The organism is Microtetraspora glauca, from assembly GCF_040656155.1.
In the GTDB taxonomy this organism is placed as follows: Bacteria; Actinomycetota; Actinomycetes; order Streptosporangiales; family Streptosporangiaceae; genus Microtetraspora; species Microtetraspora glauca.
The window spans coordinates 24,865-49,338 of the sequence record NZ_JBFALK010000021.1 but is presented as its reverse complement, the minus strand read 5'-3'; the positions used below and the strand labels follow the sequence as shown (position 1 = coordinate 49,338).

General features: G+C 72.0%; 11 protein-coding genes. 6 read left to right on the top strand and 5 right to left on the bottom strand.

Features of this window, described 5'->3' with window-relative positions:
- The first annotated feature begins 7 nt into the window (after positions 1-7).
- Entirely contained in the window at positions 8-445 is a 438-nt protein-coding gene (locus tag AB0I59_RS32010) for an SRPBCC family protein (RefSeq protein ID WP_358138797.1), read from the top strand.
- 333 nt (positions 446-778) lie between these two features.
- Complete coding sequence (locus tag AB0I59_RS32005; protein WP_358138795.1) at positions 779-2,707, top strand: Xaa-Pro dipeptidyl-peptidase; 1,929 nt, start codon at positions 779-781, stop codon at positions 2,705-2,707.
- Positions 2,708-2,866: 159 nt separating this feature from the next.
- On the opposite strand, the gene AB0I59_RS32000 is transcribed toward AB0I59_RS32005, so the two are convergent.
- The gene (locus AB0I59_RS32000) at positions 2,867-3,019 is read right to left on the bottom strand and encodes a PxKF domain-containing protein (protein WP_358138793.1); all 153 of its coding nucleotides are present in this window, start codon (positions 3,017-3,019) and stop codon (positions 2,867-2,869) included.
- A gap of 918 nt (positions 3,020-3,937) precedes the next feature.
- On the opposite strand from AB0I59_RS32000, the gene AB0I59_RS31995 reads away from it, so the two are divergent.
- From AB0I59_RS31995 to AB0I59_RS31985, 3 genes are read left to right on the top strand one after another with little or no spacing between them, the layout of a single operon-like run.
- Positions 3,938-8,713, top strand: a complete 4,776-nt coding sequence (locus AB0I59_RS31995) for a non-ribosomal peptide synthetase (RefSeq protein ID WP_358138791.1) — start codon at positions 3,938-3,940, stop codon at positions 8,711-8,713.
- Positions 8,710-16,884, top strand: a complete 8,175-nt coding sequence (locus tag AB0I59_RS31990; protein ID WP_358138789.1) for a non-ribosomal peptide synthetase/MFS transporter — start codon at positions 8,710-8,712, stop codon at positions 16,882-16,884. The genes AB0I59_RS31995 and AB0I59_RS31990 overlap by 4 nt, the downstream gene beginning before the upstream one ends.
- Positions 16,881-17,810 carry a threonine ammonia-lyase gene (locus AB0I59_RS31985; RefSeq protein ID WP_358138787.1) on the top strand — a complete coding sequence of 310 codons (930 nt, stop codon included), beginning with the start codon at positions 16,881-16,883 and terminating at the stop codon, positions 17,808-17,810. The genes AB0I59_RS31990 and AB0I59_RS31985 overlap by 4 nt, the downstream gene beginning before the upstream one ends.
- Before the next feature lie 397 nt (positions 17,811-18,207).
- On the opposite strand, the gene AB0I59_RS31980 is transcribed toward AB0I59_RS31985, so the two are convergent.
- Positions 18,208-20,520: a M64 family metallopeptidase gene (locus AB0I59_RS31980; protein WP_358138785.1), complete on the bottom strand. Its 2,313-nt coding sequence runs from the start codon at positions 20,518-20,520 to the stop codon at positions 18,208-18,210.
- A 240-nt stretch (positions 20,521-20,760) separates the two neighbouring features.
- Positions 20,761-22,014, bottom strand: coding sequence for an alpha/beta fold hydrolase (locus AB0I59_RS31975; protein ID WP_358138783.1), 1,254 nt, complete (start codon positions 22,012-22,014; stop codon positions 20,761-20,763).
- Positions 22,015-22,129: 115 nt separating this feature from the next.
- On the opposite strand from AB0I59_RS31975, the gene AB0I59_RS31970 reads away from it, so the two are divergent.
- Positions 22,130-23,083 (top strand): LysR family transcriptional regulator, encoded by a 954-nt coding sequence (locus tag AB0I59_RS31970; protein WP_358138781.1) that lies wholly within the window; start codon positions 22,130-22,132, stop codon positions 23,081-23,083.
- Positions 23,084-23,120: 37 nt separating this feature from the next.
- On the opposite strand, the gene AB0I59_RS31965 is transcribed toward AB0I59_RS31970, so the two are convergent.
- Together AB0I59_RS31965 and AB0I59_RS31960 are read right to left on the bottom strand one after the other, a co-directional pair.
- Entirely contained in the window at positions 23,121-23,759 is a 639-nt protein-coding gene (locus AB0I59_RS31965) for a DedA family protein (protein ID WP_358138779.1), read from the bottom strand.
- On the bottom strand, positions 23,752-24,360 hold the full coding sequence (locus tag AB0I59_RS31960) for a class I SAM-dependent methyltransferase (RefSeq protein WP_358138777.1): 609 nt from the start codon (positions 24,358-24,360) through the stop codon (positions 23,752-23,754). The genes AB0I59_RS31965 and AB0I59_RS31960 overlap by 8 nt, the downstream gene beginning before the upstream one ends.
- Positions 24,361-24,474 lie beyond the last annotated feature (114 nt).

Here is a 24,474-nt window from a genome sequence, read left to right as displayed (position 1 = left end):
AGTACCAATGGCCTCCATCCGTAAGGAATTCATCGTCAATGCCACGCCCGACGAGGTCTGGGACGTGCTCGGCGACTACGGTGCGGTGCACGAACGCCTCGCACCCGGTTTCGTCACAAATACGCAGCTGAGCTCGGACACCCGTACCGTCACCTTCGCCGACGGCACCATCGTCCACGAACGGCTCGTCGACCTCGATCACGACAACAGGCGCGTCGCCTACACCGTCGTCGGCGGGAGCTTGCATCCCTCCCATCACCACGCCTGGATGCAGGCGCTCCCCGAGACGGGCGGCCGGACCAGATTCGTCTGGCACACCGACATCCTCCCGGACACGCTCGCCCCACCGATCACCGAGTTCGTCGAACACGGCTCGACGGTCATGCGCGAGGCCCTGGAAACGGCGGCCGCCGCCCGGACGGGGCCGGTGCGCACCTCTCCCTGACCGGCCTGAACACGTGGAGACCCATGCATCCAGCGGATGTAGGAGAGGAGATGGACGAACCGGAACACCGTTGAGTGAGAGCGTCTGGCCGTGACGCTGTCCTACGGAGCCTGGCCAGGCCGCCCTCGCGACCGCCGACGCAGGGATCGGCGTCGCGCGCGCGGCCTGCGCCCTCGCCCCCGCGGCGGCCCTAACGGATCGCGGCCGACCTTCTCTCCTGCGCTATGTCACATGGCAGAAGCAAGGTGATGTCGAACGCATAAAGGGATCTTGTCGGCTATACGGACACTCCTTGAGATTTGCGGATATTCCGTAAAACTCTGGAGGCTCTCAGTGCCACAATTACGAGCAGCCCTCGTCGCCGTCGCCCTGATCGCGATAGGCGCCACCCCGGCCCAAGCGAGCACCGCCCCCGCCATCACCGTGGAGCAGGGGCGCACCCAGCCGGTCTTCTCCTACGCCGACGCCATCCGCGAGCACGTCTACGTCGAGTCGCCCGTCGACAGCGACTCCGACGGGCGGCTGGACAGGGTACGCGTCGACATCATCAGGCCCAAGGAGTCAGGTCCCGGGCTCAAGGTGCCGACGGTCATCGACGAAAGCCCGTACTACGACAACTCCGGCCGAGGCAACGAGTCCGAGCGCAAGGTCTACGACCCGACGGGAAACCTCGCCAAGTTCCCGCTGTTCTACGACAACTACTTCGTGCCGCGCGGATACGCGGTGCTCAACATCGACATGATCGGCACCACCAAGTCCGACGGCTGTCCTGACGTCGGCGGCAGGGCCGATGTGCTGGGCGGCAAGGCCGTCATCGACTGGCTGAACGGACGCGCCACCGCCTACCACGCCGACGGCAGCCAGGCGTTCGCCGACTGGAGCACCGGCAAGGCCGCGATGATCGGCAAGTCGTACGACGGCACGCTGGCCAACGCGGTCGCGGCGACCGGCGTCGAGGGACTGGAGACCATCGTCCCGATCTCCGCGATCAGCTCCTGGTACAAGTACCAGCGCTCCAACGGCGTGATCTACAACTTCAACTACATGTCGTACCTGTCACGGGTCATCGACACCGACCCGGCCGCCAAATGCGCCGCGGTACGGGCGAAGCTGGACATCGACGCCGACGACAGCACGGGCAACTACAACGCCTTCTGGGCCGAGCGCGACTACATCGCCGGCTCGCTGGGCGACGCCTCGAAGGTGCGCGCCAGCGTCTTCGCCGTACACACGGTCAACGACCTGAACGTCAAGCCGGACAACTTCTCCACGTGGTGGCAGGCTCTGGCGGACCGGAACGTGCCGCGCAAGATCTGGCTCGGCCAGTACCAGCACGTCGACCCGTTCGACTTCGAGGGACGCCGTGACCTGTGGGTCGACACGCTGCACCGCTGGTTCGACTACTGGCTGCAGGGTGTGCAGAACGGCATCACGCAGGAGCCCCGCGCCGACGTGCAGGTCGGCCCGACAGAGTGGATCACCCAGCGCGACTGGCCGGCGCCGTCCGCGTCGACCAAGTTCTTCCGCCCGGCGGCCGACGGCTCGCTCGACCTTTCCCCCGGGAAGAACGGCGAGACCGCGACCTTCACCGACGTACGCCAGTCCGAGGACGCGATGGTGGCCGACGTCGGCACGCCCAAGCCCGGCCGGGTGGCCTTCACCACCGGTGAACTGCCCCGGGACCTGCGCATGTCCGGCACGCCCGAGGTGGACCTGCGGGTCTCGCTCGACAAGCCCACCTCGAACCTGACCGCGCTTCTCGTCGACTTCGGCGAGGCGACCCGGGTCGACTGGCGACGCGGACAGGGCGTCACCACGCTCACCGGGGAGAGCTGCCACGGCGAGAGCACCGCCTCCGACGACGCCTGCTACAAGACAGTCGTCACCAACGTGGCCACCCGGCCGCTGGAGGTCGTCGCCCGCGGCTGGATCGACGTGCAGAACCGCGACTCGCTCAGCGAGTCGTCGCCGCCGGCACCCGGGACGTGGGCCCAGGTCAAGTGGAAGACCCTGCCGCAGGACTACATCTTCACGAAGGGCCACCGCATCGGGCTGGTCATCGCCGGAACCGACTCGAACTACAGCGGCGAGCGGGCCACCGGCACGACCGTCACCATCGACCTGCACAAGAGCAGGGTGGAGATCCCGCTGGTGCTCGGTGTCGGTCACTCGCTGAACAACGGTGACCTGCCGAAGGACAAGGGCACCTGGCACGGCCCCGGCCAGATCGACCTGCCGGTGCCGGACAACCGCCTCTACTGATCCGCTGAATCACTGATCCGCTGAACGCGCCGGGACGACGGTCCCGGCGCTGATCAGGAGTCAGCGGTTCACGCTGCCGGTGAGCGGAGCTGGTGAGACGCCCGGTGGGAGAACGATGTCGATCACTCCGCTCCCCCACCGGGTGCCATCGCGTTCCGGCTACTTCAGCCTGATGGTCGTGAAATGGCTGCTGCCGTCATCGAGTTTCAGCTCGAACTGGCGGCAGGTGTTGGACCAGCCGCGGTCGGTCTTCCACACGTAGTTGCACCTCGACCTGGTAGGTCGCCTTCTGGTCGGCGGCGTTGCCGGCATTGTCGGCGGCCTTCACCGTGAACTCGTGGAAGCCGACGGTGGAGGTGTCGAGCGGGCTGACATCGGGCACGGTGCCGGTTCCGGTGCAGGTCACCACCCCGGACAGGTTGTCATCACACCGGACCTGGGACACGCCTGCCCGGCTTCGATCGGTGCTGTCCCCGTACCCACCGTCTCCAAGCCAGTCACAAGTACGAGGCGATACCTCTGGGCGGGCGAAGAACCGTCCCCTCATCCACGTCCTGGCAGGTCCCACGCGCTGGAAGTGGGGGCGCATCCATTCGACCGACGGCATGGCGGCCGCCTGGGACAAGGCAGGTGCTCGCGCTGGAAGACCGTCTACATCCGGGGCGGCTGACCCGTGGCTGAGGTGCTTTGCACCGGCTCCACTCCGGCCGTGACGGGGAAGCAGGCTCGCGATTCGACCGCCCCGTCACGGCGTACGGGTGCGTCTTCACTTACGCCGCCACCTGCTGTGGCAGCTGCTCGACGGTCTGCTACTGGGCTCCCTGTTGATGAATAGGCGCGGCCCCTGGACCTGCTCATGCTGATGAGCCGGCGCGGTTTCGCGCTGTCCACGATCGCCACCGTAGGCACCCGCTCGACGACACCCCACACCGGGCACGGTCACAGCGCGATCGGTGTGCCCCAATCCGCGCAGGTCGCTTCATCGAACGAATGAGTGATCTCAACGTCAGCCCGTCCCTCCTTTCCCATGGCCGGCGCGGATCCCATGACGGAAGCGGCGCCGGCAGCGAGCACGGAGCCCGAAGGCGCGGCAGAACGGCGATCTCCGAAGCCGTCGGGCCCAAGTCGCCGACAAGTTACCCACAAGACGCGCGATCAAGACTCTCCGTGGCTTGAAAATCTGAACAACTTCCCGCCATCGGGGTGATCTTGGATGGGAATGAGCACAAATTGACCACTGATGTGACACACGTCGAGTTGGGCACGACGGGGCGGCAGGGGGAGCCGAGCCCGGCTGAGCGGAAAGGCGCGACCGAGAGGTTCGACGCACCAGCTCGAGTCCACGAGGCGATAGCGGCCCAGAGCCGGCGTACCCCGGACCGCATCGCCGTCGTGGCGGGCATCAACCGACTCAGCTACGTCGATCTGGATCGCAGAGCCGACGACGTCGCACGCGCTCTGGCCGCCCAGGGCGTCGGACGCGGCCAACTGGTCGGAGTCTGCTTGGATCGCGGTGAGTGGTTGGTTCCCGCGCTGGTGGGGGTGTGGAAGGCGGGAGCGGCCTACGTGCCGCTTGACCCCGCCTACCCGGCCGAGCGGCTGCGGTTCATGGCGGAGGACTCCGCGGTCGCCGCGGTGATCACGTCGGCCGCGCTGCGGGAGACCGCCGTACTGACCGGAGCCGAGACCATTCTCGTGGACGACGTGACGCCGGGTGACGGGGAACCCGGCGTCGCCGGGGACCCGAGCGACCCGGCGTACGTCATCTACACCTCCGGCTCAACCGGAACGCCCAAGGGCGTGGTCGTGGAGCACCGCAACAGCCTGAACCTGCTGCGCTGGGAGGCGTCGGCGTACACCGCCGAGGAACTGGGCGGCATGCTGGCCGCCTCCTCGGTCTGTTTCGACGCGTCGATCACCCAGATCTTCACGCCGCTGGTCGCGGGTGGAACGGTGATCCTCGCCGACAACCTGCTGGCGCTGCCAAGCCTGCCGGCGAAGGAGGAGGTGACCACGGTCTACGGGGTTCCCTCCGCGCTGTCGGTGCTGCTGCGTGAGCCGCTGCCGAGCGGGGTGCGCGCGGTGTTCTCCGGAGGCGAGCCGCTGACCGGCGCCCTGGTGCGGCGGATCTACGCCAATCCCGGAGTGCGCCGCGTGCTGAACCTGTACGGCCCGACCGAGTGCACCACCGCCTGCGCCGCCGTCGAGGTGAGCCGGGACTACGAGGGTGAGCCGCCGTTGGGTGACCCGATGGCCGGTGCGGTGCTCTCGGTGCGCGACGCGGACGGAAACCCCGTCCCGGACGGAGAGCTGGGCGAGCTGTGGATCGGTGGGCCGGGGGTGACCCGCGGCTATCTGGGGCGCGAGTCGCGCGCGTTCCGCACCGATCCCGACGGCAGCCGGGTCTACCGCAGCGGAGATCTGGTCCGCCGGGTGAACGGCGAGCTGCGCTACGCCGGCCGCGCCGACGACCAGGTCAAGATCCGCGGCTATCGGGTGGAGCTGGGCGAGGTGGAGGCCGCGCTGGGCCGCCACCCCGCGGTACGCCGGGCCGTCGTGCTGGCCGCGACCGACGACGACGGGATCGCCTACCTGGCCGGCCACGTGGCAGCGTCCGGGGTGAGCGAGCCGGAGCTGCGGGACTGGCTGCGCGCCCGGCTGCCCGACCACCTGGTGCCGACCCGGATCGGCGTGACCGAGGATCTTCCGCTCTCCCCCACCGGCAAGGTCGACCGGGCGGCCCTGCCCAGGCTCGGCGCGTACCGGTCGGTCGACACGGCGCCGGTCGCGCCCCGCACCGACGACGAACGCCTGGTGGCCGAGGTGATCGCGGAGGTGCTGGGCCTGCCGGGGGTCGGCGTACACGATCGGTTCACCGAGCTGGGCGGGCACTCCCTGTCCGCGGCCAGGGTTGTGATCGAGCTGTCCCGCCGGCTGGGGCACGCCGTGCCCCTTGCGGCCTTCCTGACCGCCCCCACCGCGGCCGGCCTGGCCGCCGGGCTACGCCAGGCCGGACCGGAGGTGGTCCGGCAGAGCGGCCGGACCCGGTATCCGCTCACTCAGATGCAGCGCGAGTTCTGGACGCTGAAGCAGTTGCACCCGCGCAGCCCGGTCACCACGCTGGGGATCCGGCTGCGCGTGCGCGACCTGCCCGACGCCGCGCCGTTGAGGTCGGCCCTGGACGCGGTGGTACGGCGGCACGAGGTGCTGCGCAGCACCGTCGCCGTCGACGAGAACGGCGTGCCGTACGCCGTGGCGCACCCGCCCGCGCCCGTGCCCTTCGTCGAACACGCCGCGAGACAGGACCCGCGGACGGTGGCCAGGGCGGCGGCGGCGCACGTCTTCGACGTGACGAGCGAGGTGCCGCTCATGCGGGCCCACCTGTGCCGCCTGGACGACGGGGAGGCCGAGCTGGTGGTCGTCGTGGACCACATCGCCTTCGACGGCGGGTCGGTCGGGGTGCTGATGGGCGAGCTGGCCGCCGAGCTGGCCGGCGAGCCGGTCACCGGGCCGGCGGTCCAGGTCGGCGACGTGGCCGTGCGCGAGCAGGAGCAGCCGGATCTGGAGCAACTGCGCGAGTTCTGGCGGGACGAGCTGGCCGGCGCGCCGGCGGCGGGCCCGGCGCCGGCGGACCTGACGACGAGCAAGGTGGTCCGGCCGCTGCCGGCCGAGTTCGTGACGGGTGTGACGGCACTGGCCCGGGAGTGCGGCGTCACCCCGTTCGCGGTGTACCTGGCCGGTCTGGCCCTGGCCGCCGGCGAGCCGGACACGCTGGTCGGGGTGGTCGCGGCACGGCGGGCCCGGCCGGAGCTGACCGAGGTCATCGGCCCGCTGGTGGACACGGTGCCGGTGCGGCTGCGGCCCACCGGCGCGCTGAGCTTCCGGACCCTGGTCCAGCAGGCCGCCGAGTCCACCACGAGGGCGCTGGTGCACCAGGAGGTCCCACCCGCCGACCTGCCCCGGACCCCGGTGCTGCTTGCCATGCAGAACGCCGAGGTGCCGGTGCGCCAGGGCAACCTGGAACTGCTCACCGACCTGGGATCGGGAGCCGCGGGCCACGAGCTCAGCGTGCTGGTCAACCGGACCGCGGACGGCGCCGAGTTGCACCTGGAGTACGGCGACGCCCACCTCGATCCCGCGCGGGCCGAGGCGTACCTGGACCGGCTGACGGAACTGCTGCGGTGCGGGCTGGCCGACCCGGACCGGCAGCTGTCCGCGTTCGAGCTGGTCACCCCAGTCGAACGCGCGGCCCTGCTCGCCGCCGCGGCTGGGCCGCGGCTGCCGGAGTTTCCGGAGACGGTGCCGATGGCGCTGGGGCGGCACACGGCCGGGACAGCGGTGGTCGGCCCGGACGGCGCCCGCCTCGACTACGCGGAGCTGGAGGAGTGGTCCGGCCGGGCGGCGGCCGCGCTGGTGCGGCAGGGGGTGGCGCCGGGCGAGGTGGTCGGGGTCTGCCTTCCGCGGGACCATCTCCTGCCGGCGGTGCTGCTGGCAGTGTGGCGGGCCGGCGCGGCGTACGTTCCGCTCGACCCGGAGCACCCGATTGAGCACCTGAGCCGGCTCACCCGGGATGCCGGAGCGCGGGTGGTCCTCACCCGGGGCGGCGTGACCGTTCCGGGCCTGCCCACCCTGGACCTGGACCACCTGGTGACCGTCCCCGGCGAACCTGTGAAGCTGCCGCGGGTGGGGGCCGACGACCTGGCGTATGTCCTCTACACCTCCGGCTCCACCGGGGCGCCCAAGGGCGTCGAGGTCACCCATGGCAATCTGGCGGCCTACGTCTCCGGGCTGGCGACCGAGCTGCGACTGGGGCCGCGGGATGTCCAGCTGGCCGTGGCGCCCCTGACCTTCGACACCTCCGCGTCGGAGCTGTGGGTTCTCTTGAGCGTCGGCGGCACCTGCGTGATGGTGGACCGGGCCACGGCCGTGGACGGGCACGCGCTGGCCGAGGTGATCGCGGCCAGCAAGGCCACGGCGATCGACCTGGTGCCCACCACGTACCGGATGCTGCTGGCCGCGGGCTGGGCCGGAGAGCCGGGCCTGCTGGCCATCTCCGGAGGGGAAGCCCTGGATCCGGCCCTCGCCGGGGAGCTTCTGCCGCGGGTCGGCGAGCTGTGGAATACCTACGGTCCCACCGAGGCCACCGTCGCCTCCATCCAGCACAGGCTGGGTGCGAACGAGACGGGCCCGGTGCCGATCGGGCAGCCGATGCCGGGCGAGCGGGCGTACGTGGTCGACTCCGAGCTGCGGCTGGTGCCGCCGGGAGCGGTCGGCGAGCTGTTGCTGGGAGGCGCCGGGGTGGCCCGGGGCTACCGGGGCCGACCCGACCTGACCGCGGCCGCGTTCATCGACGACCCGTTCGTCCCCGGCGGCCGGTGTTACCGGACCGGAGACCTGGTCAGATGGCGGCCGGACGGGACGCTGGAGTTCCACGGCCGCAGGGACCACCAGGTGAAGGTACGCGGATACCGGATCGAGCTGGGCGAGGTCGAGGCGGTGCTGCACGAGGTGTCCCAGGGGGCGGTGACCGTGGCCGGCTCGGACGCCCAGGCGCACCTGATCGGTTACGTCGTGCCGGCGACGACGGATGTGGCCGCCGTGGAGCGGCATCTCCGGTCGCGGTTACCCGGCCACATGGTGCCGAGGCGGTGGGTCGCGTTGCCGGCCCTGCCGGTCCTGTCCAGCGGCAAGGTCGACCGCGCGGCCCTGCCCGAGCCGGTCGACGCGCCGGAGGCCGAACGGACGGCCCCCCGCACCGATTCCGAACGCCTGGTGGCCACCATCTGGGGCGCGGTGCTGGATCGTCCCGCCGTGTGGGCCGACGACGACTTCTTCGCCCTGGGTGGGCACTCCTTCGCCGCGACCCGCGTGGCCGGCCGCATCCGGGAGGCGCTGGGTCTGGCCGTTGCGGTGCGGTTGCTCTTCGAACGACCGGTGCTGGCCGACTTCGCCGCCGAGCTGGAGAGGCTGCTGGTCGCGGAACTGACAGATGGGAACGACGCATGACCGAGGTTAGTCAGGACCGGATCGCCGCGTTGCTCCGGTCACGGTTCGCCGCCGCCCAGGCCACGGCCGAGACCTTCACGACGGGGGGCATTCCGGCCCTGTCCGCGGCGGACATGCCGCTGTCCCCGGCACAGCAACGGCTGTGGTTCCTGGCCCAGCTGGAGCCAGACACGCCCGCCTACAACGTGCCACTCGCGCTGCGGCTGGCCGGTCCGGTGGACGTCACCGCACTCACCACCGCGGTGGCCGACCTGGCCGACCGGCACTGGATCCTGCGCGGCGTCGTCGACGGCGCGAGGGTGCGGCCGACCGACGGCGTGCCCATCTCCGTGGTGGACGTGGAGCCGGCGGAGCTGGAGCGGGAGCTGGCCGACCGGGCCTGGCGCCCGTTCCGGCTGGATGCCGAGCCGCCCATGCGGGCCACGCTGTTCCGGCTCGGCGGGGACGAGCACGTCCTCGCGCTGAACCTGCACCACATCGCCACCGACGCCTGGTCGGAACGACTGCTGCTCCAGGACCTCTCCGCCCTGTACGCCGCCCAGCTCGGCCTGGCACCGCAGCCGGAACCGCCGGCCCTGCAGTACGCCGACGTGGCGGCGTGGGAGGCCGAGCAGCCCGAGGCCGACCTGGAGTGGTGGACACGGCATCTGGACGGCCTGCCGCCGGTGCTGGACCTGCCCACCGACCGGCCCCGGCCGGCCGCCCCCACCTGGCAGGGGGCTGCGGTCGGGGTCGAGGTGCCCGAGGCCCTGTCCGCCAAGGTGCGCGCAGTGGCGGGCGCGACGCCGTTCATGGTGTTCCTGGCCGGCCTGCAGGCGCTGCTGTCCCGCCTGTCCGGCAGCGACGACATCGCCGTCGGCGTACCGCACGCCGGCCGGCACCACCCGGACGCCGAAGGAGTGGTGGGCTGCTTCATCAACACCCTCGTGATGCGCGCCGACACCTCCGGCGACCCCACCGGCGCCGAGCTGCTGGCCAGGGTCCGTGCGGCCGCACTGGACGCGTTCGCCCACGCCCGTACGCCGTTCGAGCGGATCGTGGAGCGGCTGCAGCCGGAGCGGAACCTGTCGGTCACCCCGCTGTTCCAGGTGATGCTGAACGTGTACGACGCCGGCCCGCCGGTGAAGCTGCCCGGACTGGAGGTACGGGCAGAACCGCTGCCGTCGCCGGCGGCGAAGTTCGACCTGAACCTGACACTCGGCGACGACGGGAGCCGGTTCGCCGGTGAGCTGCGCTACCGGACCGACCTGTTCGAGGAGGCCACCGTCCGGCGGCTGGTGGACTGGTACCTGGCGCTGCTGGACGGGATGCTCACCGAGCCCGACGCGCCGGTCCGGCTGCCCGCCGGGCCCGACCTTCACGGCCCGGCGAGGGAACTGCGGACGGATGTGCCGCTGCACGAACTGGTCGAGCGGGTGGCCGACGCCCACCCCGGCGCGACCGCGGTCGGCTCCCTCGGCTACGCGGAGCTGGATCGGCGGGCCAACCAGGTGGCGCACTGGCTTCTGGCCCGCGGGGTGCGGCCGCAGGAGCCGGTCGGGGTGCTGCTGGAGCGACGTCCGGACCTCGTGGTCGCCCTGCTCGGAGTGCTCAAGGCAGGTGCGGCCTACCTGCCGCTGGATCCCGTCTACCCGGCACGGCGAACCGATGCGGTACTGGCCGCCGCCGGCGCCCGGATCGTGCTCACCGAGGCCGAGATCGCCGCCGCCGCGGGCGAGTCCGGGGACCGCCCGGACGTGACCGTGGCGCCCGACCATCTGGCGTACGTGATCTACACCTCCGGCTCCACCGGGGAGCCCAAGGGGGTCGCGGTCGAGCACCGGCAGATCACTCACTACCTGGGCGCGGTGGGCGAACGGATCCCCGCCGGGATGGCGTCCTTCGCGCTGGTGTCCACCGCCGCGGCCGACCTGGGCCTGACCAACATGCTGTGCGCGCTGACGTCGGGTGCCACCCTGCATCTGATCGACCACGAGACGGCCACCGACCCGGTCGCGTACGCCGCCTATCTGGCCGCGCATCCGGTGGACGCGGTCAAGATGGTGCCCAGCCAGCTGGAGCTGCTGGGCATGGACGCCTTGCCCCAGAAACTGCTGATCCTGGCCGGGGAGGCCGTGCCCGGGGATCTGGTGGAGCGGGTACGGGCGGCGCGGCCGGACCTCGAGGTGCAGATCCACTACGGGCCCACCGAGACCACGGTGTCGGTGCTGGGCTGCGACGTGACCGAGGTGGAGCCCGGAGTGGTGCCGCTCGGCCGACCGCTGCCCAACGTGCGCTGCCGGGTGGTGGACCCGGCCGGGCGGTCGCTGCCGCCCGGCGTGCCGGGAGAACTGTGGATCGGCGGGCCCAGCGTGGCCCGCGGATATCTTGGCCGACCCGACCTGACCGCGCAGCGGTTCGTCGACGGCTGGTACCGCACCGGGGACCGGGTGCGGGTGACTCCGTCCGGTCTGGTGGAGTTCCTGGGCCGGATCGACGACCAGGTGAAGGTGCGCGGGTTCCGGGTGGAGCTCGGTGAGGTCACCGCTGCGCTGCGGGCCCTTCCGCAGGTGGCGGAGGCCTACGTGCAGCCGGTCGGCAGCGGGGCCCGGCGGCGCCTGGCCGCCTGGGTGACGCCGTCCACGGTGGACGCGGCGCAGGTACGGGCGGCCCTACGGGAGCGGCTGCCCGATTACATGGTGCCGACCGCGATCGGCGTGCTGGACGCGTTACCGCTCACCCCGAACGGCAAGGTGGACCGGGCGGCGCTGCCGGTCCCCGAGGCCGGACCTGCGGTGCGGGTGCCGCCGGGCACGCCGCAGGAGCGCCTGGTCGCCGAGATCTGGGCCGAGGTGCTCGACCTGCCTCGGGTGTGGGCGGACGACGACTTCTTCGCCCTGGGCGGGCACTCCTTCGCCGCGACCCGGGTGGCCGGCCGGCTGCGGGACAGGCTGGGCGCACCGGTCCCCGTGCGACTGCTGTTCGAGCATCCGGTGCTCGCCGACCTGGCCGCAGCGCTCCCCCGTCCGGGTTCGGCGGCCGGGGCGCGGCGGGCACGGTTGGACGGGCCCGCCCCGCTGTCCGGGGTGCAGGCCCGGCTGTGGTTCCTCGCGCAGCTGGAGCCGGAGAACACGGCGTACAACGTGCCGATGGCGCTGCGGCTGCACGGGCCGCTCCAGGTGGAGGCGCTGCTGGGCGCGGTGCGTGACCTGGCCGAGCGGCACCACGTGCTGCGCAGCGTGATCGACGACTCCGGCGCCGAGCCGGTTTCCGTGGTACGGCCCGCCGGAGACGTGCCCGTGTCCACGGCGGACATCGACAGGTCAGAGGTAGAGGACGCACTGGCCGCGCAGCTGTCCACACCGTTCGCGCTGGACCGGGAACCGCCGATGAGGGCGGTGCTGTTCACGGTCGGCGACGAGGAGCACGTGCTCTCGCTCACGTTCCACCACATCGCCACCGATGCCTGGACCCGTGGGCTGCTGCTGGCCGAGCTGTCCGCGCTCTACACCGCCCGGCTCGGCCTGCGCCCGGCGCCGGAGCCGCCGCAGGCCCAGTACGCCGAGGTGGCCCCCGTCCCCGACCTCTCCGAGCTGGATTGGTGGGCCGAGCGGTTGCGCGGCCTGCCACCGGTGCTGGATCTGCCCACCGACCGGCCGCGCCGCGCGGTGGCCGCCTCGGGCGGCGCCTCGGTGGACCTGGAGTTGCCGGCGGAGCTGAGCGAGCGGGTCCGGGCGGTGGCCACCGCGTACCGGGCGACGCCGTTCATCGTGCTGCTCGCGGGCCTGCAGGTTCTGCTGGCGCGGTTGTCGGCCGACGCCGACATCGCGGTCGGCGTGCCGGTCGCGGGCCGGGATCACCCCGACACCGAGGGAGTGATCGGCTGCTTTCTCAACACGGTGGTGGTGCGGACCGATGTGGGCGGCGAACCGACCGGCCACGAGCTGCTGGCCCGGGTCCGGGAGGCGGCGCTGGGCGCCTTCGCCCACACGAGCGCGCCGTTCGACCGGGTGGTGGACCGGCTGCGGCCTGAGCGGAACCTGGCCGCGACCCCGCTGTTCCAGGTGATGTTGAACTACTTCTCCGAAGCGGACCGACCGGAGTTGCCCGGTCTGGATGTGGCCGAGATCCACCTACCCGAGCAGACGGCGAAGTTCGACCTGAACTGGCAGGTGGTCGACAGCGGCCCCGGCCTGCCGCTGCGCGGCGAGCTGGGCTACCGCACGGACCTGTTCGAGGCGGCCACCGCGTCCCGGTTCACGCGGTGGTACCTGACCCTGCTTGACGGAATGCTGGCCGACCTGGACGCGCCCGTGGGCGCGGTGCCGCTGGAGCCGGTGACCGACCCGGTCCTGGCAGGCGATCCGCTGCCGCCGACGGCGGACACCCCGGTGCACCGGCTGATCGAGCGCTGGGTGGACGCCACCCCCGACGCGCCGGCCGTGGTGGGTGCGGACCGCAGCCTGACCTACGCCGAACTGGAGACGGCCGCCAACCGGATCGCCCACTGGCTGCTGTCCGCCGGCGTGGGCGCCGACGAGCCCGTCGGCGTACTTCTGGAACCGGGGGCCGACCTGGCGTGCGCCCTGTTCGGGATCCAGAAGTCAGGCGGCGGCTACCTGCCCATGGATCCCGGATATCCCGCCGCGAGGGTCGCCGCCATGCTCGACGCCGCCGGGGTGAAGGCCGTGGTCACCACCGCCGAGTTCATGAACCGGATCGGGCCGGACCGCCGCGTGCTGGCCATGGACCGGCTGCCGTCCCTGCCGTCGGCCCGGCCGGAGGTGGACGTGCGGCCCGAACACCTGCACCACGTGATCTTCACCTCCGGATCCACCGGGACACCCAAGGCCGTGGCCGCCGAGCACCGCAGCGTGACGAGCTACCTGGCCGGCATGCTGCCGCGGATCGACGTAACCGGAGGGTCGTACGCGGTGGTGTCCACCCCCGCCGCCGACTTCGGGCTCACCTGCGTGTTCGGCGCCCTGACCACGGGCGGGACGGTGCACCTGGTACCACGGGAGACCGCGATGGATCCCGCCGCGTTCGCCGACTACCTGGCGGCACACCGCATCGACGTGGTCAAGTGCGTGCCCAGCCACCTGGAGCTGCTTGCCTCCGGCGGCGACCTGGCCGCGGTGCTGCCGGAGAGGCTGCTGATCCTGGCCGGGGAGGCGTGCCCGTGGGACCTGGTTGAACGGGCCAGGGCCGCCCGGCCGGGACTGCGGATCCAGAGCCACTACGGGCACACCGAGTCCACGATGATCTGCCTGGTCTGCGACACCGAGGAGATCCCCGTCGAGTACCGGACGGGGATCGTGCCGCTGGGCCGACCCCTGCCGGGGGTTCACGGGCACCTGGTGGACTCGAGCATGCGGCCGGTGCCGGCCGGCGTACCGGGTGAGCTGGTGGTCGGTGGCCCAGGGGTCACCCGCGGCTACATCGGCTCGCCCGAGCTGACCGCGGAACGGTTCGTGCCCGATCCGCTGACCGGGCAGGGGCGCTGCTACCGCAGCGGCGACCTGCTGCGGGTCACGGCCGACGGGCGAGTGGAGTTCCGCGGCCGAGCCGACGATCAGGTCAAGGTGCGCGGCTACCGTGTCGAGCTGGGCGAGGTCACCACGGCGTTGCGCGCCCTGCCCCAGGTCACCGACGCCGTGGTACTGCCGGTGGGAGAGGGGAAGGCTCGGCAGCTCGCCGCCTGGGTGACGCCGGCCACCGTGGACGTGTCGGCGGTCCGGTCCGCGCTGAGGGAACGGCTGCCCGACTACATGGTCCCGGCACAGCTCGTCGTGCTCGACCGGCTCCCGCTCAACCCGAACGGGAAGGTGGACCGGGCCGCACTGCCCGAGCCGCGGCCGGAGGCCGCCGTGTTCGTGCCGCCGTCCACGGCCGGCGAGGAGCTGGTCGCCCGAGCGTGGGCCCAGGTGCTCGGCGTGGCCGAGGTCGGGGCGCACGACGACTTCTTCGCCCTCGGCGGGGACTCCTTCGCCGCGGTGCGCGCGGTCAAGGAGATCGGCCACGGCCTGCGGGTGATCGACCTGTTCACCCGGCCCACTGTCGCCGAGCTGGCCGCGTTCCTGGATCGCCGGGACGGCGGCGGGCTGCTGCACCGCCTGGGTGGTGGCCGCACCAGCGAGTTCACCCTGGTGTGCGTGCCGTACGGCGGCGGGTCGGCGGCGGTGTACCAACCGCTGGCCCGGGCCCTGGGCGAGGGGGTGGAGGTGCTCGCCGTGGAGTTGCCCGGCCACGATCCGGCCCGGCCGGACGAGATGCCGCTGCCGATGGAAAAGCTGGTGGAGGACCTGGCCGCGGAGGTGGCCGCCACCGCGTCCGGCCCGATCGCGATCTACGGTCACTGCGTCGGTTCCGCACCGGCGGTGGCCCTGGCCCGCAGGCTGGAGGCGGACGGGGTCCCCGTTCTGGGCGTGATCGCGGCCGCCGGCTTCCCCAGTGCCCGGCTGCCCGGCCGCCTGGCCCGGCGACTCTTCCGCGGTGACCGCTGGGTCTCCGACCGGATGTTCCAGGACGCGCTGCGGGCCACGGGCGGGCTGCTGGACGACATGAGCGAGGCCGCCAAACACGCCGCGGTGCGGGCGATGCGCCACGACGCCGACCAGGCGCAGGAGTGGTTCGGCCGTGAGCTGGCCGGTGCGGGACCGCTGCTGCGCGCCCCCATCCTGTGCTTGGTGGGCGAACGCGACCGCGCCACCGAACTGCACCAGGAGCGGTACGCCGAGTGGGCGGCCTTCGCGCCCAGGGCGGAGCTGGCCGTACTGCCCCGGGCCGGCCACTACTTCCTGCGGCACCAGGCCGAGCCGCTGGCCGACCTGCTCATCGGATACCTGCGGCGCTGGGCGTCCGGGCGGTTGCCCGACCCGGTGCGCCCGCCCGGCCGGACCGGCCGGACCGGCCTGCGCCCCTTCTACACCGTCGCGGGCGGGCAGTTCGTCTCGGCGGTGGGCACAGCGCTGAGCTCCTTCGCCCTCGGCGTCTGGGCCTACCAGAACAGCGGCCGGATCCTGGACCTTGCTCTGGTCGTGATGTTGTCCCAGATCCCGACCGTTCTGCTCACCCCGCTGGGGGGCGCGCTGGCCGACCGGGTGGACCGGCGCCGGATCATGCTGGCCTGCGACGCGATCTCCGCGCTCGCGATGGCGGCGCTGGTCCTGCTGCTGATCACCGACCGGCTGGCGTTGTGGAACGTGTGCCTCATCGTCGGTGTCACCTCGCTGGTCACCGCCTTCCAGCAACCCGCCTACCTGGCAGCGATCGCGCAACTGGTGCCCAAGCCGTACCTGACGCAGGCCAATGCCGTGGCCAACCTGGGTTTCGGGGTCGGCAACGTGGTGGCGCCGCTCGCCGGCGGCGCGTTGATCGGCATGTTGGGGCTTTCGTCGGTGGTGGCCATCGACGTAGCCACGTTCGCCATAGGAGTGGCGACCCTGCTGGCGGTACGGTTCCCCAACCGGCTGTTCCACCGGCAGGAGGAGACGTTCCGGACGGCGTTGACCGGCGGCTGGCGGTTCCTCCGCCGGCGTCGGCCGCTCCTCGTGATGGCGCTCTACTTCGCAGTGGTCAACTTCTGCACCGCGCTGATGTGGGTGCTGATCACCCCGGTCGTGCTGGCCATCGGCTCACCGGCCACCCTGGGGACGGTGACCGCGGTCGGCGGCCTCGGCGCGGCCGTGGGCACCGGTGTGGTGCTGGTGTGGGGCGGGACCCGGCGCCGAGCCACCGGCATGATCGGCTTCGTGATCGGATCCGGGATCGGCGTGGTGCTGATGGGCGCGTGGCCGGCGGTGTGGCTGGTCGCGGCCGGCCTGTTCCTCCGGCTGGCCTGCATGAGCATCGGCAACGCGCATTGGCTGTCCATCATCCAGGTGAAGGTGGGGCCGGAACTGCAGGGCCGGGTTCTGTCCGTCAACGTCATGCTGGCCACGGCCATGCAACCGCTGGGTTTCCTGGCCGCGGGCCCGCTGGCCGACTGGGCCCAGCCGTACACCTCCGGCCCGGGCCGGGGTGCGGCGTTGGTGCTGCTGGCCAGCGGCGTGCTCCTGTCGGTCTGGGGACTGCTGGGGCTGCGTCACCGCCCGCTGCACCATCTGGAAGACCTGGTTCCCGACGCCGCGCCGCCGCCCGAGGCGAAGGCCGACCTCGACGCGATCCAGGCGGAGGTATTGAACGGATGAGCATGGTCGAGACCCTGGTCACGGAAGCCGACGTCACCGCCGCGACAGCCCGGATCGCGCCGTTTGTGGGGCGCACGCCGCTACTGCGCCTGCCCGGCGAACGGCTCTGGGTCAAACCCGAGAACCGGCAGCCCACCCGCTCGTTCAAGGTGCGCGGCGCGTTGAACGCCGTGGGACAACTGGCCAAGCGGGGTGTCAACCACGTCATCGCCCAGTCCTCGGGCAACCACGCCCAGGCCATCGCGTACGCCGCAGGCAGGCTGGGCCTGCGGGCGACCGTGGTGCTGCCCGACACCGCGCCGGAGCTGAAGGTGACCGCCGCCCGCGCACTGGGCGCCGAAGTGGTGATCACGCCGCCGCCGCTGCGGGAGATCACCTGCATGGCCCTGGCCGACCGGCTCGGGGCCACCATCGTCCGGTCCGACGACTTCGACATCATCGCCGGGCACGGCAGCGCCGGGACGGAGATCGGCCGGGATCTGCCCCGTGGCGGCACGATCCTGGTGCCAGTCTGCAACGGCGGCCTGCTGGCCGGGGTCGCGGTCGCGGCCAAGGCCGTCAACCCGGCGATCAGAGTCATCGGCGTCGAGCCCGAGCTGGCCGCCGACGGCGTGGCCAGCTTCCGCTCCGGCCGGCGCACCGCGTGGTCGGTGGAGCAGACCTACCGCACCCGTGCCGACGGTCTGCGTGCTCCGGTCGTGGGCGCTCTGGCCTGGGAGCACATCCACCGGTACGTGGACGACATGGTCACCGTGAGCGAGGACGGCATCGGGGCCGCCGTCGATCTCCTGCGGCAGGAGCTGGGAGAACGCGCCGAGCCGAGCGGCGCGGTGGCCACCGCGGCTTACCTCACCCACGGCGCCGCGATACCGGCCGGGCCAGTGGTGGCCATCCTCTCTGGCGGCAACGTGGCAGACGGATCCTGAGCCGGGGCGACGGCCGCGTCCCTCGACCGGACCGCACACGAATTGTCGGTGCCGCGCGGCACGATGAGGCGGCCCGCCCGCCCAGTCCGGGGCCGGGGGAGCCGACAGTCTCCAGATGGCCCAGCAGCGCGTGGACCGAAGCCGTCCACACGCCAGGGACACGGCGCACAGTGTCACCGACCCGAATCGCTCCGCCGGGTTCCCGCCGGGAAGTCGTTCCCCTTCGCGCATGCCGCCATCCTCATGTACGGAATCGGCGGCGGAAGGCGGGAGGGGCGGGACGCCCGCACGCCGTTGTGTGGGCGTCCCGCCCGGTCGTCACCGGTGGGCCGGGACGGGGTACCGTCCCCGCCCACCGGCGGAAGGCGCTGCGCCGGGAAGGTGTCCCGGCCCGGCGTCACTCGTGCGCGTGCTCGTACGCGGCGGTACCCCGCTCGGGCACGTCGCTGGTCAGCACCGCCGCATACGGGGCGTCCACCCCCTTGGCCCGCGGGTTGTCGACGAGCCCGGCGCACTGGCCGGCCCCGGTGACCCCGTTCGGCACGCCCGCGTTGGACGGCGCGGGCGTGTTGCCGCTGCAGGCCAGCGCGCCGCGTACGGCGGTGCCGGTGACGACCAGGGCGTCGACGGTGGTGTTGCCGGTCAGGCTGACCGAGCCCCTGAGGTCGGAGCCCGCGACGATCAGCTGGCCGGTGGTGCCGTGGATCGCGACCGAGCCCTGCACGGTCGCCTTGAGCAGGTGTACCTCGGCGGCTCCGGCGGCGTTCAGCGATCCGCTGATCGTGCCGCCCTTCACCACCAGGGACGCGCCGGAGCCGACGGTCACGCCGCCGTGGACCTGAGCGCCGTCCAGGCAGGTGACGCCGGACCGCAGGGACAGCGTCCCGTTCCGCGTGCCGGTGATCGTGACGGTGCATTCCGGCGGTGCGGCGAGTGTGGTCACGGTGAAACTCTTCGGCGTCCCGTGGTTCCCGCTGGGGTCGATCGACCGGTATTCGACGGTGTGCCTGCCGCGCGGCAGCCTGCCGTACGTGAGGCTGTCGATGACCGTGCCCTTCTCGGTGAACAACCACGGGTCGTCGGCGGACGTCGGCCAGCCGAAGTAGTTGAACCAGCCGTCGCCGTCCACCCGGGACTCGCGCACCACGTATCCGTCCCGGTCGTCCGTGCCGGTGAGCCGCATGGTGAACGGGCCGTTGAACACGTAGCTGTCGCCGGACTTCACCAGCGGCTCGGACAGCTCGTACGCGGTGGTGGGCAGCGTGTTGTCCACAGTCCAGGTGCGCGTGTCGCCGCCGGCGGACGCGGTCAGCGTGTGGTTGCCGGGGGCGAGGTCGAGCGCGGACAGGTCCAGGTCGGCGTCGGTCTCGCGGAGGGTCGCGCCGTCCAGGGTCCAGGTGACCGAGGGAACGGCGTCGTCGGAGTGGGTGGTCTCGACGTACACGACCTCGTCGCGGGCCACGGCGCGGTCGGTGGGGGTGGACGAACGCAGCCCGGGGGCGACCTCGGTGGGCGTGGTGGTCACGCCGGTGTCAACCGTCCAGGTACGGCTCGCGCTGAGCGCGCCGGCCCGGATGGCGGGGTCGCGGACGAACTCGGTCGGGTCGGCCACGGTCGCCTTCACCGTGTGCGTGCCGGGCGTCAGGTTCAGGGTGCGCAGGTCGAGCTCGTCAGAGCGGCCGGGCACTTCGGCGCCGTCGACGCTCCACGTGATGGTCAGCGCGTGGCTGTTGGGGTGCAGCGGTTCCACCCAGAGCACCCGGTCGGCGCCGACCTTGGCCGCGGTGGGTGTGCTGTCCTGGATCAGGCTGGTCTTGGCGGCGATCCGCTGGGTCATCACCTCACGGCTGACCTGGTCGTAGTAATAGCCCAGCGTCCGCATGATCGAATGCTCGCTCGGCCGCCAGACCTTGCTGCTGTAGTACAGGCCGCCCTCGTACCTGCCGATGGTGCCGCCGGCCTCGCTCGGCTCGCCGAGCCAGCGCCACCACTTCTTCTGCTGGTCCTTCATCTGCTGCTCGGCCAGCAGGGTGTGGTGCGCCGAACTCGGCTCCCCGCCGGTGTACGGACCGCCTTCCACGCCGCGGCTGTAGTAGGTGTACTCGTCCTGCAGGCCGCCCAGTGAGTGGCCGATCTCGTGCGGCGCGATGAGGGCCGACATCGAGTTGTGCCCGGAGGAGGTGGCGTACGTGCCGCCCGCCCCGCCGTACGTCCCGCTGTTGGCGAGGGCGAGGATCTGCCGGTTGGCGCTGCTCGTCCCGGCCACCATGTTGGCGTACTTGTTGGCCGCGGTGTTGCTCATGGTGATCAGCCGCTGCACGCTGGAGGCGCTGCATCCGCCCCAGAAGGCCATGCTCAGCGGGGTGTTCTTCTTGCCGGAGGCCAGGTCGGGGTCGCAGCCGATGCCGGACTCGCCGGACACGATGTCCACCCGGTAGACGTTGAAATAGTTCCGGTATGACTTGTACGGCTCGATGGACCACATCACGTTGAGCTGCTGGTCGGTGTCGGCCGCGAACGCGGACAACTGGCTCTCGGTGTAGCCGTCGCCCATGATGATCAGGTTGAACCGCTTGGCGGGGTCACCGGTGACCTGGATCGGGACCACGGTGGCGCTGCCGACGTCGGCGGCGTGCGCGGGAGGGATGGTGATCAGAGCGGCGGCCAGGGGGAAGGCCGCCAGGGCCGCGAGCGGCCTGCGTGCACGCATGGGGAGGGAACCTCCAGAGCGAAATCGGGGGCGTGCCTGCACTATCGGGCTTCGCCGCCCCGAGGGCACATCTCATGTCGGGATAACTCCGGATTTATGGCTGCAATCTGGAGGTAGGTGTCATCCGTTGCGTTTTACATAATTCTCGACATATAGCCCCGCGCTGACCTGGGCGAACAGCCCACGCGGACCTGGACGACGTCCGCCGCGGGCCGTCGGCGGCGCCGGCTCGGGGACGGCTCAGCTGCGGACCATTCCGATCAGGCGGTCCAGGGCTCCGGGGCCCCGGCTCAGGCCGTCGTGGGCGTACTCGTTGGTGATCCAGTACGTCAGACCGCCCACCATCTCGGCCGTACGGAGCGAGTGCTCTCGCTCCACGTACATGTCGTCGTGGTAGATCACCGCCGCCACGGGCACCGTGTTGCGGGCCAGCCGGTCCAGGTCGTACAGGTCCGGCCAGGAGGAGTACGCGGCGAGCCGCTCGGCGTACGACCGCAGCGGCGCGAGCGCCGGGTCCTCCTCGAACAACCACGGGAAAATCATCTCCCCGGTGAACCGGACCGGCCCGCCGCGTTCCAGGTCGAACTCGGGGAACTCGCCGAGCGCGCGCTGCGCCGCCCACGCCGACTCCTCGCCCTGGCAGTAGATCGCCTCGTGCAGCAGGGCGTACAGCGGATGCTCGGCGAACGAGACCACGGCGTCCACCCGGCGCAGGAACATGTCGGACAACTCGCCGTTGCCGGCGAACGCGTCCTCCAGCAGGTGGTGGAGCGTGTCCAACCGGCCCTGCTGCCCGAAGGTGATGCCCACCGTCTGGAAACGGCGCGGGGTGAGCCGGTCGCCGCCGGGCAGCCGTACCTCGTGCTCCCGCAGGTGGTCCACCACCCTGGCGGCGGCCTCCTGGTCGCCCGGATAGCGCGCGAAGAACTGCTCGTTGTGGGCCAGCACCCGGGGGTAGGCCGCCAGATAGACCTCGTACGGGGAGGCGGTCAGCGACGGCAGTCCGCCGGCGATCATCACCTCGCGCAGCCCGTCCGGCGCCAGGGACAGGTAGGTGAGGGCGCAGAACCCGCCGAAGCTCTGGCCGAGCACGGTCCACGGGCGCTCCCCGGCCAGATGCGCGCGGAGCAGCTCGGCGTCCCGGACGATGCTGTCGGCCCGGAAATGGCGCAGGTAGCCGACGGGGTCGTCCAGGCCGGTCAGGGTCTGCCGGGTCGCGGGCGTGCTCAGCCCCGTGCCGCGCTGGTCGACCAGCACCACCCGGTAGTCCCGGCTCGCCCGCTCCAGCCAGCCGGGGAACGCGCGCGGCGCCCGATGGCCCGGACCGCCCTCCAGGTAGACCAGCCAGGGCAGATCCGCAGCCGCCCGGTCCGCCGCGACCACCTCGCGGGCGAACATCTCGATCGTCCGGCCGCCGGGATCGTCGTGATCGAGCGGAACGGCGATCCGGTGGTCCGTCAGGACGTATCCGGAGTGGCGATGGATCACAGGCATGAAAGGTCCCCCCTGTCGCTGCGGTGTACCGACCACGATGCGTGAACTATGAAATGCCGCGCTAATCCTGAACGGCTATAGTGCACGCGTTATAGGGGCGAAAGGAGGAGCCTGAGTGCAGGTAGAGCTCCGCCATCTTCGCGTGATCTGCGCCATCGCCGACGCCGGCAGTCTCAGCAGGGCGGCCAACGCCGTAGGCGTGTCCCAGCCCGCGCTCACCGCCCAGCTCCAACGCGTCGAGGGCGCGCTCAGCGGCCAGATCTTCCGGCGGGGCCGCCGCGGCGTCACCCCGACCCCCTTCGGCCAGTTCGTGCTCACCCGGGCCAGGTCCATCCTGCTCGCCGTGGACGAACTGGTCACCGGCGCCGGCGCGTACGACGGCCGGTCGGACCTCGCCCGCATCGGCGGGTACGTCACACCTCTGCTGTCCGGCCTGGTCGCCCGGCTCTTCACGATGCCCGGCCTGACGATCACGGTGCACACCGAGTACTCGCCCAGGCTCCTCCTCGACCTGCTGGCCTCCCGCCGTCTCGACGCGGCCACCCTCGTCGACTATCCGGGCAACGAACTGCCCGCGGCCCCCTCGGTCGGCATGCGCCTCGTCGCCACCGAACCGGTCTTCGTGCTGATGAGCAGCGGACACCCGCTGGCCGGGCAGGAGGAGGTCGAGTTGGCCGACCTCGCCGGGGACGACTGGGTGATCTCGCCGCCGGACGGCGTCGGCTGGCCGGAATGCGTCTACTCCGCCTGTCAGAAGGCGGGCTTCGTCCCTCGCGTCCCGCACAGCATGACCGAGCACGCGATGATCAGGCAGCTGGTCGCCGGAGGCCACGCGATCTCCCCGTGCCAGGCTACGGTGCAGGACGGCCCCGGGATCGTGGTGCGCCCGCTCGCCGGCACTCCGCTGTGGCTCAGGCACCTGGTGGCCTGGCGGCGGGACGGGCCGCTCGCCCAGCGGGCCGAGGAGCTGGCCGAGGTCGCGGCGCAGGCGCACCGCGAGGCCATCGCCGACCGCCCGCACTACGCCGCCTGGATCGCCAGGAACGGCGCCGCCCAGACCCCCGGCTGACACCCCGGCCCCGTTCGGCCGACGGAGCGGGCCGCGTTCATGGGATGTCCCGCCGAGATCGCGAATCGCTTGTTTCGCCCTGTCGACGAACGAGCCGGAGCGCCCTCGGCCGGCCCCGGGTCACCCAGAGGAAGACGAGCACGACCGCGACCGCCGCGGGGCCCGCGACCGCGAGGTGGGCGGTGAACCGCTGAACGATCTCCGGGGCGACGTGGTAGCTGAGGGTGACCAGCGTCGTCGCCCAGGCGCAGGCCGTGGGCAGACTCGCGGTGACGAAGGTGCGGTACGGCATGCCGGCCCAGCCCGCGAGCCTGGGCGTGAGCGTGCGTGCGCTGCCGAACCACTGGCCGGCGACCACCGCCCGGCGGCCATGCCTGCCGAGCAGCTCACGCGGCCGGTCCCAGCGGCCGGGAGCGAACCGGTGGAACGAGGCGGCGCCCACGCGGCGCCGTCCCCACATGTAGGAGATCTGGGTGCCGGTCACCGCCGCCGCTGCCGCCACCCCGACGGCCGCGCCCAGCGGCACCACACCCAGATGGGCGAAGTACCCGAGCGCGACGAGCACGCTCGTCCCAGGGAGGGCGACGCCGACCAGCAGCCCGGCCTCCGCGACCAGCAACACCCACGCCGCGGCCAGCAGCAGCGGCGGGGAGAGCTGACCCAGCAGATCAGACACGGGTGACCGGCCTCCGGCAGACGTATGCCATCCCGGGCGGCAGGTTCCGCCAGACCGGCCCGGTGGTCAGCACCTCGTCGAAGGCCGACCGCAGTCGCCGCCGCAGGGCCCTGGCCCCCGCGAGCGGTACGGCGTGCAGGTAGGTCACGGTCGTGAACGCCCCCCACGGAGCGAGTGCCCGGCCGACCTCGCCGAGGATCCGTTCCTGCCGCTCACCGGGGAACAGCGACCACGGCAGCGTGCTGACCACCGCGTCCACCCTCTCCACCCCGGCCCCGGCCAGGAGTGCGCCGAGGTCGGCGGCGTCGCCCTGGATGGTCTCCATCCAGGGCTTGGTCCGGCGCAGGTGCGCGGCCAGGTCCGGATCGATCTCGACGGCGAGCTGCCGCGAGCCGGGGGCGAGCCGCTCCCGGATGGCCTCGCTGATCGGGCCGGTACCCGGACCGAGCTCGACCACCACCGGCGTGCCGCGCCTGGGCACCACCGCGGTCAGAGCCCTGGCCAGGGCGGGAGAGCTCGGCGCGATCGCGCCCACCACACCCTGCCTGCGCAACGCGACCGACATGAACGCCCGCAACTCCGGGGCCGACGCCGTCTTCATGACCCCAATGAGATCGTCACGCGGGTGCCGCCCACAGGGCACCGGGACCTAGTCCTCGGGGTATGCCTGGCTCTACCCCGGGAGTGGACCCCGCCCGCTGGGACGCACACCCGC

Coding starts and splice junctions, on each gene's coding strand:
- AB0I59_RS32010 (WP_358138797.1), top strand. CDS start 8: ATGGCCTCCATCCGTAAGGAATTCATCGTCAATGCCACGCCCGACGAG.
- AB0I59_RS32000 (WP_358138793.1), bottom strand. CDS start 3,019: ATGCCGGCAACGCCGCCGACCAGAAGGCGACCTACCAGGTCGAGGTGC.
- AB0I59_RS31990 (WP_358138789.1), top strand. CDS start 8,710: ATGACCGAGGTTAGTCAGGACCGGATCGCCGCGTTGCTCCGGTCACGG.
- AB0I59_RS31985 (WP_358138787.1), top strand. CDS start 16,881: ATGAGCATGGTCGAGACCCTGGTCACGGAAGCCGACGTCACCGCCGCG.
- AB0I59_RS31980 (WP_358138785.1), bottom strand. CDS start 20,520: ATGCGTGCACGCAGGCCGCTCGCGGCCCTGGCGGCCTTCCCCCTGGCC.
- AB0I59_RS31975 (WP_358138783.1), bottom strand. CDS start 22,014: ATGCCTGTGATCCATCGCCACTCCGGATACGTCCTGACGGACCACCGG.
- AB0I59_RS31960 (WP_358138777.1), bottom strand. CDS start 24,360: ATGAAGACGGCGTCGGCCCCGGAGTTGCGGGCGTTCATGTCGGTCGCG.